The 14,319-nt window shown below is 37.8% G+C and carries 12 protein-coding genes; all 12 read right to left on the bottom strand.

Annotation, left to right across the window (positions count from 1 at the left end; genetic code table 11):
* Positions 1–64: 64 nt before the first annotated feature.
* The 12 genes from CLO1100_RS01345 to CLO1100_RS01290 all read right to left on the bottom strand — a co-directional run bounded on the left by CLO1100_RS01345 (position 65) and on the right by CLO1100_RS01290 (position 14,309).
* The gene (locus tag CLO1100_RS01345; protein WP_014311969.1) at positions 65–1,267 is read right to left on the bottom strand and encodes a DUF4097 family beta strand repeat-containing protein; all 1,203 of its coding nucleotides are present in this window, start codon (positions 1,265–1,267) and stop codon (positions 65–67) included.
* Between the two features lie 36 nt (positions 1,268–1,303).
* Positions 1,304–1,672, bottom strand: coding sequence for a DUF2089 domain-containing protein (locus CLO1100_RS01340; protein ID WP_014311968.1), 369 nt, complete (start codon positions 1,670–1,672; stop codon positions 1,304–1,306).
* A gap of 277 nt (positions 1,673–1,949) precedes the next feature.
* The gene (locus CLO1100_RS01335) at positions 1,950–3,254 is read right to left on the bottom strand and encodes a hemolysin family protein (RefSeq protein WP_014311967.1); all 1,305 of its coding nucleotides are present in this window, start codon (positions 3,252–3,254) and stop codon (positions 1,950–1,952) included.
* A gap of 156 nt (positions 3,255–3,410) precedes the next feature.
* A complete protein-coding gene (locus CLO1100_RS01330) occupies positions 3,411–5,651 on the bottom strand; it encodes a CotH kinase family protein (protein WP_014311966.1) in 2,241 nt (746 codons plus the stop codon).
* A gap of 15 nt (positions 5,652–5,666) precedes the next feature.
* Positions 5,667–6,338 carry a DUF4956 domain-containing protein gene (locus CLO1100_RS01325; RefSeq protein WP_014311965.1) on the bottom strand — a complete coding sequence of 224 codons (672 nt, stop codon included), beginning with the start codon at positions 6,336–6,338 and terminating at the stop codon, positions 5,667–5,669.
* 25 nt (positions 6,339–6,363) lie between these two features.
* Positions 6,364–7,050 (bottom strand): polyphosphate polymerase domain-containing protein, encoded by a 687-nt coding sequence (locus CLO1100_RS01320; protein WP_014311964.1) that lies wholly within the window; start codon positions 7,048–7,050, stop codon positions 6,364–6,366.
* 183 nt (positions 7,051–7,233) lie between these two features.
* A complete protein-coding gene (locus tag CLO1100_RS01315; protein ID WP_014311963.1) occupies positions 7,234–8,880 on the bottom strand; it encodes a putative manganese-dependent inorganic diphosphatase in 1,647 nt (548 codons plus the stop codon).
* A gap of 82 nt (positions 8,881–8,962) precedes the next feature.
* Complete coding sequence (locus tag CLO1100_RS01310; protein WP_014311962.1) at positions 8,963–10,432, bottom strand: HAMP domain-containing sensor histidine kinase; 1,470 nt, start codon at positions 10,430–10,432, stop codon at positions 8,963–8,965.
* A complete protein-coding gene (locus tag CLO1100_RS01305; protein ID WP_014311961.1) occupies positions 10,422–11,099 on the bottom strand; it encodes a response regulator transcription factor in 678 nt (225 codons plus the stop codon). The genes CLO1100_RS01310 and CLO1100_RS01305 overlap by 11 nt, the downstream gene beginning before the upstream one ends.
* A gap of 82 nt (positions 11,100–11,181) precedes the next feature.
* Positions 11,182–12,891, bottom strand: coding sequence for a HAMP domain-containing methyl-accepting chemotaxis protein (locus tag CLO1100_RS01300; protein ID WP_014311960.1), 1,710 nt, complete (start codon positions 12,889–12,891; stop codon positions 11,182–11,184).
* A gap of 416 nt (positions 12,892–13,307) precedes the next feature.
* Complete coding sequence (recR, locus tag CLO1100_RS01295; protein WP_014311959.1) at positions 13,308–13,907, bottom strand: recombination mediator RecR; 600 nt, start codon at positions 13,905–13,907, stop codon at positions 13,308–13,310.
* Positions 13,908–13,949: 42 nt separating this feature from the next.
* Positions 13,950–14,309, bottom strand: a complete 360-nt coding sequence (locus CLO1100_RS01290) for a YbaB/EbfC family nucleoid-associated protein (RefSeq protein ID WP_014311958.1) — start codon at positions 14,307–14,309, stop codon at positions 13,950–13,952.
* Between the last annotated feature and the right edge of the window lie 10 nt (positions 14,310–14,319).

Raw genomic sequence — 14,319 nt, 5'->3', positions numbered from 1 at the left:
ACTGTTTATTTTGGTGGAAAATATCTATTTTATAGTATGGGTAAGTTTACGGTGGTTATTTGTACTACTTTACAATTTCTACATGACCGTTCATAGTTTCTGCGGTTATATTAACCTTGCAGAGTCCAGACTCATAATTTTTGCTTTCCGCTTCGATAAAACTTCCGCCTGTACCCTGACGGTTAACATTATGATATAGAATTTCCGGAACCAGCAAGTTGATAGTTCCATTGGTTGCATGGGCTTTTACTTTGTAAACCCTGCTGTCCATATCATTCATATTCACCTTTATGCCCCCATTTGAGGTTTTGAGGTACATATCCATATCAGTTTCCCCATTAACATTCTGGGCATTTTCAATACTAATTCTGCCATTTTTTGTAACTGCATTAACAGATTTTGCTTTTATGTGTTTTATATCTATAACAGCATTTGAGGTATTTATATCAATGGTGTCCCCGATAATGTAATTTAACTGGATTCTACCATTTTTTGTGTTTACGGAAATCCTGTCACTGTTTACTCCCATCAACTCTATATGTGCATTTTTGGTAACAGCTGTGATTTCTTCAGAAATAGAATCTTCAATATATATTTTACCATTTGAGTTCTGAATTGCAATTTTTTTAAACTTAATGTCAGGAATAAATATTTCATGGGATACACTAACATTAAATCCAGTACTGTTAACCTTTATAGAAATATTGGCCGGATCATCGGAAAATGTAACAACTCCCTCTCCGTCGGGCACTGAGCTTTTAATTCTTGATATAATAACAATTTTTGAATCGAGATGCTTTTTTATAGTAATTGCTCCATTTACTCCTGCTATGTCAAAGGTTGCATCTTCGGAAGGGTAGACCTCAAAGTTCTTTTGAACCGTTTGACAGCTTCCGAAAACGTTAAAAGAATTTGTATCTACGAAGCTTCCTACATAATCTATTACCTTGTCTACAATTCCAAATGTTGTTGAGGCAACGTTTTTACCGATTTTTTCAGCTTTATTAGCAAAATCATCAATCATATTATCAAAATCAGCCTGATTATAATTGTTCTTGAATCCTTTTTTCCATTCATTAACCTTTTCTCTTACTTTTGCTGCCTCTTCAGTAAAGCCGTTTGCCTTTTGGTTACCTTTGTATCCATTAGCAGATTCCTGTTCTGCCTTTTCATCAAGAGCCGCCAGTAATTTTGCAGCCTCTTCGCTTGTGATTTTCTTTTCTTCAAGCATCTTTAGTATTAATAATTTTTCTTCGCTTATAGACATTATTTAAATCCCTCCTAAATTTCAGATAGAAAAATGTTATTCCTTCATCAGTTCTATTGCTTCTTCAACACTAATTTCTCCGCTGTTAAGCTTATCAAGTATTTCCTTCTTTCTACCTGGAACTTCGGGCTGCGGTTCACCTTTATGTCCAAGTGCGGCCGCTACATCTTCCAGCTTATTCTTTACTGTGGGATATGACACGCCCAGCTCTTTTTCAACTTCCTTTATATTTCCTCTGCACTTTATGAATACGTCCAAAAATGCTCTTTGATCATTTGTAAGCTTGCAGAACTTGCATAGTTTAAAATGCCCTTCAATAACAGTATCACAGCTGTTACATGTTATCCTTGTTACTTCAGTCTCGTTTCCGCAGACCGGGCATTTGCCGATAGCTTCTCTTGCCATAAAATCACCTCTTGAATTTAATTAAGTTAAATTTGTTTATATCCGCTAATGTTAATTTTCCCAGACAATTAATTAATTTTTTTAATCCGTCAATTAATATTATTAATCTTATATTAATATATTATGCTCATTCTCATATAATGTCAATATTATTTTTAATTTTTTTAACTGAATTATTAATTTTTATGAAATGTTGATTAAAATATTTAATAAAGGTATAAAAAAACTGCCTCAACAAGATTTAATAATCTGTGTGAGACAGTCTAATAACCCTTTTTTAAACATTTTCCTTTTTACTTGCCTGTACCTTTACTATTCTCTTACCTTCCATTTCGGTTACTCTAAAAACTATATTTTCATACTGAACAATAGGTTTCTCATCTACTTTTGGTATTCGACCCAGAAGCTTTAGAATAAAACCTCCCAAGGTATCAAATTCGTCAGCAGGAAGATCTTCGTCCAATACTTCCTCAACCTTGTCAAGACTGATTGCACCACCGAAAATATAAGTATCATTCTCAAGATATTCTATATCTTTTTGTTCTACATCGTATTCGTCAAAAATGTTTCCAACTATTTCTTCCAGCAAATCTTCTATTGTAACTATTCCCGCTGTGCCACCGTACTCATCTATTACAACTGCCAGATGAACCTTGTTCTTCTGCATTTCTTTAAATAACTCGTCAGTTCTCTTTGATTCCGGAACAAAGTAAGCACTTCTTGTAATTTTTTTCAGGCTAAAGTCCTTAGCATTATTTTGCGTGTACTCCAATAAATCCTTTACATGCAGTATGCCCACAATATTATCCAAATTTTCACTGTAAACAGGCACTCTGGTATATTTGTCCCGGTTCATGACATATAAAACATATTCAAGGTCTGAATCCACAGGGATACCATCGATATCTGTACGATGCGTCATTATCTCAGAAACATGTTTATTATCAAACTCAAATATATTGTCAATCATTTCCTTTTCAGAATCCTGAATAACGCCTCTCTCTTCTCCGACTTCCATCATCATCCTGATTTCTTCCTCGGTTACTTTTTCGTCGTCCCCACCTGCCGGATTTCCTCCAAAAATCTTAATGAAGAAGTTTGTTGAAAACGTCAGAAATCTTACAAAAGGATTTGTTACGCGGGATAAGAACATCAATGGTCCTACAGCAATGTTGGCTAAGAACTCCGCCTTTTGCATTGCCAATCTTTTAGGTATCAACTCACCGAAAACCAATGTAAAGTACGAAAGAATTATGGTAATCACTACAAGTGAAACACTTCTGATAACGGATTCAGCAACAGGCAAACCCGCCTTTATCAATAATCCTGTTAAATCGTCCACAAAGCTTTCCGTTGCAAATGCACTTGCAAGGAAACCTGCCAATGTTATACCTATCTGAATGGTTGCCAAAAACCTGCTTGGCTCGCTAAGAAAGCTATAGAGCTGTTTTGCTTTTTTATCTCCCTCTTCCGCTTGCTTCTTAATTATTTTGTCATTCAAAGAAATGAGGGCAATCTCAGACCCCGAAAAAAATGCATTTAGCAGTACAAGAATCACAAGCAGTAAAACTTTAGTTAACAAATAATCCAACCTCCACGCCATATATATGCAAAGTTTATTTACGCAACCGTCTCGTATAAACCTAATATACTAAAAAGCAAATTTTGTGTCAACTCATGGAAACAGTCCCAAAACCTTGTTTAATATAGCTTTTCTCATTTTGGCCAGATATATTTATCAACTGCTTTTTCTACGTTTAAATTTTACGACAAATAACAGTCCTGCTGCCATAAATGCTAAACAAACTCCCAATACCACAGCATCCTCAACAGACATTCGTGTTAATGACTGCATATTATGGGTTCCTATATCATTTTTACCGTTTTGTGTAGGAAATCCGCCTTCCCTCATGCCTCCATTTCCGAAGGGCATATTTTTAGTAAAATTTATCTGTTCGTCAGTCATTCCAAGTGCTTTTAATTGCTGGAGCTGTTCGTCAGTCAAATCTTTTCCGTTGGCGGATTGCATTATCTTCATCGCCTGCATCATCACATCCCTGTCAGGCATATCCCCGAAGCCCTGCATATCACCCGGCGGCAATTGACCATCACCTTGCTGTTGGTTCCCTTGTGGCGGCTCCATTCCTCCCTGTGGCATTTGACCATCACCCTGCTGCTGATTCCCTCGGGGCGGTTCCATGCCTCCCTGTGGTATTTGGCCATTGCCTTGCTGTTGGTTCCCTTGAGGCGGCTCCATTCCTTCCTGAGGTATTTGATTATCACCTTGTTGCTGCTCTCCTTGCGGTTGGTTTGCACCATCTCTGCCCATTCTGCCGCCTCCGCCTTGTGTCCCCATAACTGAAAGGTTTATTGCAGATGCATCTATTAATTTGTCAGAAGCCTTTGACTGTCCTTGGGTAGTTGATGGAATACTTCCGTCAAGCTGTCCCTGAATACTTTTTGCTCTTAGCTTGCCGAATTCTTTCAGCATAGCTATGCCTGAGGTATATTTGTCATATGAAAAAAATGCCGTTGCATCATTTTTAACATACTCCCCAATCAATGAATTCAGTTCATCCGCTTTTTTGTCAAATTCTCCGTTGTCAAAATACCCGTTAATTATGTCCTGCAAATAATTATGATATTTTTCCTTATACTCATCAACTTCAAGAAGTTTGTTTAAAATCGGTCTCTCAGACATTTCAATGCCTGATACCGGCGTGTCTATAGGGAAGTTTACCGCTGCCGACGCCGACCCCGACTGAAATCCTGCAAAAGCAAGATTATAATCCCATGGGAGCATTGAAAGCTGACCGTTGTCCTCATAAAGGTAATAGTTATGCTTCATATTGCTGAAATAACTGTCCAGGTTAACTACCACTGTATTTACTGCGAAATATCTAAGACATTCATCAATATTAATATATTTTTCAAGTTCTGTTCCGTTGTTTAGATTCTCAATAGCTTTTATAACTCTTTTATAGTCTGCATCGGTACCTTTAAATATTTCCCCTTCAAATATGTTTGAATAACTGCTTATTTTATCATCGATATATTTCAGGTCGGCCCCTCCGCCTTGGTTATTCCCAAATCCGCCGAATCCCGGCCCTCCCGGGAAACCTCCGGGACCTCCCTGATTTTCGCCCTGATTCTGATTATTTGGGTCTTTTTGTTGGTCTTGATTATTATTTTTCGTATCAGCTGTATTTTCTTTGCCATTCATTCCATTGCCTTTGGCAGCGGCACCTGTAACTGCTTCTGATTGTTGCTGCTGATTTCCGTTTTCCCGTTTAATATCCTTTTGGCCTTCCTGATTGCCCGGAAAATCCTTCATCATTCCATTTCCCCGGTCTCCCATAGTTTCAGGCTTATACAATTTCCCGAAATCGTCTCCATAGTTTCTCTTGGCGAAGGACTCCTCCATAGCCTCAACTGCAAGATAAAAGCCCCACTTTTCTCCGTTTACGGTTACATTGGTGTAGGCATATAAAGGAGTAGTAACACCCATATAGGACATCATGTCAAGAGAAAGGTACTCCTTCATATATGTGGAGTCAGCCTGTATATTGTTTATAACCATTTTGTCCATCCCCATACAGGTTTGTCCCTCTATATAGTGATCAAACTCCAATTTAAAGCTGAATCTGTCTGAATTGCTGTTTGCTACCATGGATAAGCTCGAATTACCTTTAGGCCTTATACCCACCGATTTATAGGTTGTACCGTTGATAGTTGCATCACATTGAATATACTCTTCACTTGTTGCATTTTTCAACATGTCTTCCCATTCTTTCTTATCTGCCTTTATATCAATAGAAATTATCTTATCCTTATTAAACAACTTTGTAACATATTCAGGCTGGGAATTTTCAGTGGTTATTCCTATTGAGCCGGGAACAGTCATAAAGATTCCGGTAAAGACAACCACCACGAGCAGAACAACAGCAATAAGTATATTTATATATTTGCCGGTTATCATAAGCTGCCTCCAAATTTATGACATGTACTCCCCGTTATAGCTTACAAGTACTGTGTTTGTTACTCCGCCGATATCAGAAATTCTGTTTACAAACTCAGTAGTACTGTCTTTTAGTCTGACTTCTACAGTGAGTTCAATTCCGCTTGTGGTAACAGCCTTTGATTTAACCATGTGTTTTTTAACATTATCACTTATTGCACTGTTGACCAGCTTTTCTGCTTTTTCGTCGGTACAATTTACTAACAAGATGTACGGATTATCAGTGGTTTTCTTGTTTACGAACAATACCATAACTACTCCTATGAACAATGATCCAAATACACCCAGAGGTATGAGTCCCGCACCTGTTACAATACCTGCGGAAATGGACCAGAACAGGAATGCTATGTCCATGGGTTCCTTTATAGCTGACCTGAAACGCACAATAGACAATGCACCAACCATACCAAGGGAAAGAATAACGTTGGATGTTACCGCCAATATTATCAGCGTGGTTATAAGTGTCATTGCCAGTAGGGAAACTCCAAAGCTTGCGGAGTACATTACACCATTAAAGGTTTTCTTGTATACATAAAATATAAATAATCCAAGTGCAAAGGAAACCGCCAATGCGATTACCATATCCAAGGGTGAAAAAGATGAAACCTTTTCAATAAAATTGGATTTAAAAATATCATTAAAATTCATTTACTTAATCCCTCCTGATTTTAGATTAGCCAAATATTCTGCAGGCCGCATATTTTGAAAATGCTGAATTCTGCCTCTGTCCAAGCTGAATGATGTCCCTGATTATTTCCGGCAGGAACTCATCAAATTTTACTTCCAGTATAATCTTGTTAAGGTTATGAACATTCATTGCAGCGGATTGTTGATTAAATAGCTCTTTTGAATTGAGACCGGTCTTTATGCCACTGTCAAAAGTAATTCTTACGTTACCCGGTTTATAAATATAAGGCTCTCTGATATAATCCACCAGAGTTCTCGGTCTTAACTGCTGAAAATTCATTTTAGTATATAATTCAAGCAGCAGCGGATCCCCTGAAAATCCCATCCATTTTATGTCACCGTTAATTATTTGTTCACACTGTCCCATCGTTAATCGAGTGGACTTTTTGTAGCACAGTCCGTTTATTTTTCCTTTCTTTTCAAGTTTGATATACCGAGTGTCACCATTGTAATAACGGATTCTGAATTTCTCTCTGTTATTCAGGCCTATAATCTTCTCTTTAAGTGCTTTATCATCAACATTATCAAAATACAAACTCCTAATTTTATATCTGCCGCTTTCATCTACATTTTGGTCCTTTTGGGCTATAAATTTAAGCCGGTGCTGCAAGGCAATGTAGTCAGTTGTTGAAATTTCATGCTTTATTTCATGCCTTAATTTTAATTCTTCCATGCTTCACCTCCCGATTTTTTTAAGACCCGGTATAACAATTACATAAAAATATTATCTTTAAAATGTGATGATTTTCTGAACGTTGGATGAATTCTGGAAGTATAATTGTTACGAAAATGAAAACAAAAAAGGTACCAGCTACGCACTTATGTGCACTGATACCTTGTTATTAAATACGGTTTTTTAAATGGATTCCCTTTGAATTGTACTTGAAATCTGCGGAACAACCTGTTTTTTCCTGGAAACTACACCTTTTAGGAAAGCACTGTTTTCCCCTGTTTTTATATTAAAGGCTTTTTCCATCAGGGCAGCGTGGTCGTCTCCTACAAACAGAAGTTCTGAGCCTTCTTTTATTATGTTTGTAACCAATAGCAAAATCAGGTTGTAATCCTTGTTTTCCAGAACAGTTCTCATATGCTTCAGCAATTCATCCTTTATCTTGTGAAGACCCTCAGAGTCGCTGGAATTTATTTGCCCTATTCCGATTTTATATTTGTTGAATACAAAATCCTTAAAGTCGTAATCAAGGATTGTCTGGGGAGTCATTCCCTGAAGGGATGCGTTTGCTTTAAACAAAGATGTTGCAAATTCGTCTATATTAATGTCCGCTATTTTTGCAAGCCTGCTTGCAGCCAACTCGTCTGCATATGTGCTTGTGGGGGATTTAAATTTCATAGTATCGGATATAATGGCTGCGCATAAAAGACCTGCTACACTTTTGGACGGATTCATTCCGTTTTCAAAATACATATTTGCAATCAATGTAGAAGTACTTCCTACTGCATCATTTTTGAAGAATATAGGGTATCCGGTCTGAATATCGCCTATTCTGTGGTGATCTATGATTTCAAGTATGTCCGCCTGATCTATACCGTCAATGGTCTGTGCTCTTTCATTATGATCAAGTAGAATTACCTTTTTTCGACGTTGTGTAATAAGATGATATCTTGAAATAAAACCCTTGATAATACCATTATCGTCAACCACAGGATAACTACGGTATCTGGTTTTAAGCATTTTATCCTTGATATTATCTATATAGTCATTGATATTGAAACTGATTAGTTGTTCCTTGGTCATGATATGACTGACAGGAATACTTTGGTTGATAAGCCTTGCAGTAGTAAAGGTATCGTAGTAGGTATCCATTACTATGCAGCCTTTTTCCTCGGCATACCGTATTACTTCCTCGTCCGCCGTTGCGCCACAGGTAATTATCAGACTGCTTGCACCAATCTCTATGGCTTTTAGCTGGCTGTCCTTTCTGCTTCCCACCAGAACAATATCTCCTTTATCAACGAAAGGAATCATATCCTCAGGTGCCATAGCCGCTATCACAACCTTACCCGCGGATTTAAATTCTTCTTCATTTCCGCAAACCAGCTTTGCAGCAAGTGTATCCATTATATTTCTGCAAGGTGTTCCGCTGGCGCATAGAATATTGTTTTCAAGTGCATCCAGATAGCTTCCGGTAATATCGGACAGTGTAATTATACCGGTAAGCTTCCCCTTAACATCTGCTACAGGGAGAACTTTTACGTTATTCTTGACCATTATGCTCCAAGCTGCCTTAATGGATATATCCTCCGAAACAGGACTTATTACGTCAATATCTAGATCTGAAATCTGTGTTCTGACTGTTTCACGGTATTCCGGTACCTCTACTCCAAAATATTTTAGTACAAATTCTGTTTCCTTGTTTATATCTCCTATTCTAATGGGAACTGCATGGGCAGCATGTCTTTTTTTTAATTCTGCGTAAGCAATAGCTGAACATATTGAGTCTGTGTCCGGATTTTTGTGTCCGGTAATATATATTATATCTTTCAATTATAGCATTCCTCCAAATTACCGTTATTTGCAGTTTTATTTTACACTAATAGAATTTTGACTGCAATAAACTTATGTAATCTCATAACTCAATGTTTTTATTTAATGTCAATTCAAACCAAAAAGTGCTTCCCTTACCTAACTTGCTTTCCACTCCGTATTCGGCTCCGTGCATATCCAGTATTGACTTTACTATCGAAAGTCCCAGGCCTGTTCCGATTGTTGCTCTCTTATGTGCCTTGTCAATCTTGTAGTATCTGTCCCAAATGAGGGGAAGCATTTCTTCGGATATACCTTCTCCTGTATCTGAAATTTCAACCTTCACACCGTCGGGAGTGCTACTTTGAATAATTGTAACCGTCTTATCTGCCCCGGTGTATGTTATGGCATTATTAATCAAGTTGTATATTACCTGTGAAATTTTAACCGGATCAGCATTTACCCATATATCCTTATCACTTCTAAATTCTATCCTGTAGCCTTCCTGTTCAATAAGTTTATTATACCTTTGAAGTATTCTTCTAATACTTTCCGTAATATTGAATGTCTCAACATTGATTTTACGGGTACCTGATTGAAGCTGGGATATATCCAGAATATCATTTACAAGTGTGGTTAGCCTTATTGCTTCATCAATTATTATCTGAACATTTTCAGGTGTATTTTCTCCGGGAAGATCCCGCATAACCTCACCATACCCCGTAATCATAGTAAGAGGAGTTCTCAAATCATGGGAAATATTCGCAATTAGCTCTCTGCGCAAACCCTCCACCTTTGAGAGTTCTTTTGCAGCGTAATTAAGAGTGTCGTTAAGCTCAGTTATTTCCAGATATCCCCGACCATGAAATGTAGTTTCATAGTTTCCCTTTGCAAGTTCCTTTGCAGAGCTGTTAATTTTGATTATAGGGTCAGAAACTTTTTTAGAAATAAAAAGCCCCATTAACAAAGCTAGCAGCAAGGTTATTCCGGTAACCCATACTAACTGGATTCTCAATGTATTTACTGTGGCATTTACGGGAGTTATAGTTGAATTCAACATTACAATGATATGTGCCCCGTTTCCTGAGTTTACTATTTTAACGTAAATCATATTACCCGGTAGGTTTCCCGGAGGTGCAAAGCCATTGGTAAATGGATAGCCTGCAGGGACACGCCTTTCCATTACCTTATCCATTGGGAATACTTCCAGATATGTGCCGCCATTTTGTTCTGCACTGCTGTAAAGCCTGAATAATTCAGAGGGCGGCAGCTTGTGTATAATACAATCCGGCCGGGATTCTACTGAATACTTTGTTTTTCCGCTGTCGTCCAATATTTTTATGCAGGCGTCTTCCTCTTGGGATAATGAATCAAGAAGTTCCTGAAAATTCTCGGAGTCTACGTTATTCTCGATAGTCTCAGCCATTGACTTAATGCTATGAATTTTTATCTGCTTGTAGAAATCATCAAGAAAAACTATCTGAAACAGCCATAGTAATATGAGCATTACTGCGACAAAGGCTGTAAGGTAAAGGAATATCTTGTATTTTATGCTTATTTTGTCATGTCTCAAATCTATAGCCCACCCCTCTTAGGGTAACTATATTTTTACTGTAATCACCCAGACTTTTTCTTAGCAGCTTTATATGAGTGTCCAGTGTACGGTCATCTCCGAAAAAATCATATCCCCAGACATCTGTTATAAGCCTCTCTCTGGTGAGTGCGATTCCCCTGTTTTTAACCATATAGAAAAACAGATCATATTCCTTGGGCGACATATCAATTTTTCCGTTATCAATATATACAAGCCTTCCCGTAAAATCCACTGTCAAACCTTCAAAAGTAAAAATATCTTTTTTGTTATCTGTTTCAGATATACCTCTGCTTCTTTTCACAATCGCATTTATTCTCATCATAAGTTCTTTTGGAGAAAAAGGCTTTACTACATAATCGTCTATACCAAGTTCAAAGCCGTGGATTTTGTCATACTCTTCTCCCCGGGCGGAAAGCATGAGGACTGGGGTCATACTAAACTTTCTGATTTCCTTACAGGCGGAGAAGCCATCAAGTTCAGGCATCATTACATCCATCACAATAATATCAAATTCCATTTCCCTGCATACTTGAATTGCTTCCATTCCGTCCGTCGCTTCTACAACCTCATGTCCCTCAAAAACCGCGTATTTTTTTATAATAGCCCGTATTCCGTCTTCGTCATCAACAATCAGAATTTTATACATGCATCCTCCATTAAACAAAACAGTACAATATACTAATTATACATCATTATGCCATTAAAAGGATGTCCTTGATTCATTACCCTTACTTCATTTTAAATTTTGATACTGTTTCCAGAAGGCTACCCGATAATTCTGCAAGAGACTCGGCAGATGCCGTTATTTCTTCCATAGTAGAGGTTTGCTCCTCTACAGAAGCTGACACTTCCTCCGAGATAGCCGCATTTTCTCCTGAAATATCCGATATGGAATTTATAGAGTTTACTATCTGTTCAGTTCCCGCTGACATCTGCTGTGCCACTGCAGAAACATCCTGTACTCTGTTTGAAATTTCGCTTATACCTGTCAGAATCCTGTCAAAGGAGTGGTTTGCCAAACTTACTCTTTCCAATCCAGCTTCTATATCCTTCTCTTCTTCTTCAATCGATTTAATAACATCCAATATGTCCTGTTGTATTTCAATTATAATAGCCGAAATATCCTTAGTTGAGTTTGCAGACTGCTCTGCCAGTTTCCTTATCTCATCGGCTACAACAGCAAATCCCTTTCCCTGTTCTCCTGCACGTGCTGCCTCAATGGCAGCATTTAATGCCAACAAATTTGTTTGTGCTGAAATGTTTGTTATTACTTCAATTATTCCCTGTATTGATTTTGATTTTTCCTCCAGATTTTTAACACTATCTACAGAATCCTGAGATGTTTTGTTAATAATATTCATCTGGTTTATTATCAAATCCAAGTCACGTTTACCCTCATCCGACAGCTTGTTAACGGTACCTACCTCATTAGCAATATTCTGCATACTCACAGCTGTCTGTTCAGCACCTTTTGAAAGTTCAGACATTGTGTGGGCTACTTCCTTTAACCTGTTATTCTGGTTTTCTGCACCTGTTGCCACTTCCTGTATTGAATTTGCAATTTCTTCCGATGCGGCTGTTGCTGTCTGAGTACCTGCCATCAGCTGCTGGGACGAAGATGCAATAGTCGTTGCACTCTCTGAAGCCTGAGAAACCAACATTTTCAGATTAATCAACATTGTCTTGAAAGATAGTGCCAATTTCGTTACTTCGTCTCTTCCTTTAAGTTCCTTATTATATTCGATTGTCAAATCACCATCAGCTACACGTTTTATCAGCCCATTCAGCAGATTTATAGGTTTAGTAATGCTCAGAGTAAGGAAAATTGCTACCAAAATACTCACAACTACTACCGCAGCTAATAAAATAAATATGAAAATTCTTGAAGCTTGGTTTGTATAAGAAATTTCATTGTTAAAGCTTTCGGCATCACTTTTTGTAACTTCAGTCAAAGCGTGAACATACTCTTCTATTTTTTTAACTTGTTCTTCATTGTTTGTCCTGCTTTTCTCAACAGCTTGATCCTTGTTTCCTTCCTTTGTTAATTTAATTATTTCTTCACGCATAGCAGTCCATTCATTAAATGACTTTACAAGACCATCTACCAGTGATTTGTCTCCAGTAAATGCTTTTTGTAAATCTTCAAAATTTTGTTTAATTTCTCCAGTATATTTATCTATATCATTAATGGCCGTTTCAAGCTGCTCTGTATTATCAGATAATACAACATCCTTCATAGATCTGTTAATTGCAAAAATATCTCCCTCTGCCTCTAATACAGCTACTCGTGCTGCGAAGGAATTAAAGTAAATTTTATCTGATAATTCGTCCATCCTTTGAAGTGCCATTAACGACAGTATAACCAAAGTAACAGAAATGAGTATTATTACTACATATCCCAATGTCAGCCTAAGGCCAATTTTAACTTTATTCAACATATGTAATCCCCCATGTAGATTTTATTTTGTGCAGATTAAACCATTAAAGTAAGTAATCAAAAATATCATAATTATTATATCACCATGTTATGTTAATTAGAATAGGATTTTGTTGAATTATGTAAAAAAATAGAGGTTTGTAATCTTTCGGTAACTGGACAACAAAAAATCATGTCCAGAAGGAGTTTTTTATCCTCCATCTGACCATGATTTTATTAAAACATTTTTGTGTATGATGAATCCTTCCCTCGACAAATCCATATCTTTTATAAAGTTGTATTTGTTTTGTTTTCAACAGCCATAAGATACCTCACGCCGGAATTCAAAAATTATATTTACTGGCTCATAAAAAACCACCCCTTAAGTTGAAATCAGGGGGTGGCTCGTTAGCAGAATTTATTTGATTAACACAATATTTATATTTCTCTCCGGCCTTCCAGAGCCTTTGCAAGCGTTACCTCATCGGCGTATTCCAAATCTCCGCCTACAGGTATGCCGTGTGCTATTCTTGTTGCTTTTACTCCTAAAGGCTTTATGAGCTTTGATATATACATTGCAGTTGCTTCCCCTTCAACGTTAGGGTTGGTTGCAAGAATTACTTCTGTTACTTCTCCGCCGCCCAATCTAGAAATCAATTCCTTGATACGGATTTCCTCAGGCCCGATTCCCTGCATTGGAGAAATTGCACCATGCAAAACGTGATACAGACCTTTGAATTCACGTGTCCTCTCCATAGCAACAACATCACGAGGGTCTTGAACTACACATATAACCGATTTATCTCTCGAAGTTCCGCTGCACAGTGGGCACGGGTCAATATCGGTAAGGTTACTGCAAACCGAGCAGTACCTTGTCTTCTGCTTTGCTTCCAGTATTGAATCGGACAGCTTTTGAACCTTTTCCATTGGCATATTTATTACATGAAAAGCCAGACGCTGTGCCGACTTGTGTCCGATGCCCGGAAGTTTCTGAAATTCCTCTACCAACTTTGCAACGGGAACTGCATAATATTCCATTTATTAACCTCCACAGGGGCATGCCCTGAATGACAGCATTTTTTAAAACATTCCCGGTAAACCGCCTAATCCACCTGTTATTTTACTCATTTCGGAGTTAGCCAGCTCATCGGCCTTTCTCAATGCCTCATTAACAGCACTCAGTATCAAATCCTGAAGCATTTCAACATCATCAGGGTCAACAACCTCTGGCTTGATAGTAATTTCCTTGATTTCCTTTTTACCTGTAGCAACTATATTTATTGCTCCTCCTCCAACAGAAACCTCAATAGTCTTATTTTCCAAGTCCTGTTGTGCCTTCTCCATATCTTTCTGCATCTTTTGGGCTTGTTTCATCAGGTTGTTCATGTTTCCACCCATACCGCCTCCGAAACCGCCTCCAGGGAATCCACCTCTTGCCATCTGTACTTCC

Source organism: Clostridium sp. BNL1100 (assembly GCF_000244875.1).
GTDB lineage: Bacteria > Bacillota > Clostridia > Acetivibrionales > DSM-1351 > Ruminiclostridium.
This window is presented reverse-complemented; position numbering and strand designations above follow the sequence as displayed.

Bases quoted from the DNA above. Each gene is read 5' to 3' on its own strand.
- CLO1100_RS01345 (WP_014311969.1), bottom strand. From the start codon at position 1,267: ATGTCTATAAGCGAAGAAAAATTATTAATACTAAAGATGCTTGAAGAA.
- CLO1100_RS01340 (WP_014311968.1), bottom strand. From the start codon at position 1,672: ATGGCAAGAGAAGCTATCGGCAAATGCCCGGTCTGCGGAAACGAGACT.
- CLO1100_RS01330 (WP_014311966.1), bottom strand. From the start codon at position 5,651: ATGATAACCGGCAAATATATAAATATACTTATTGCTGTTGTTCTGCTC.
- CLO1100_RS01325 (WP_014311965.1), bottom strand. From the start codon at position 6,338: ATGAATTTTAATGATATTTTTAAATCCAATTTTATTGAAAAGGTTTCA.
- CLO1100_RS01320 (WP_014311964.1), bottom strand. From the start codon at position 7,050: ATGGAAGAATTAAAATTAAGGCATGAAATAAAGCATGAAATTTCAACA.
- CLO1100_RS01305 (WP_014311961.1), bottom strand. From the start codon at position 11,099: ATGTATAAAATTCTGATTGTTGATGACGAAGACGGAATACGGGCTATT.
- CLO1100_RS01300 (WP_014311960.1), bottom strand. From the start codon at position 12,891: ATGTTGAATAAAGTTAAAATTGGCCTTAGGCTGACATTGGGATATGTA.
- recR (WP_014311959.1), bottom strand. From the start codon at position 13,907: ATGGAATATTATGCAGTTCCCGTTGCAAAGTTGGTAGAGGAATTTCAG.
- CLO1100_RS01290 (WP_014311958.1), bottom strand. From the start codon at position 14,309: ATGGCAAGAGGTGGATTCCCTGGAGGCGGTTTCGGAGGCGGTATGGGT.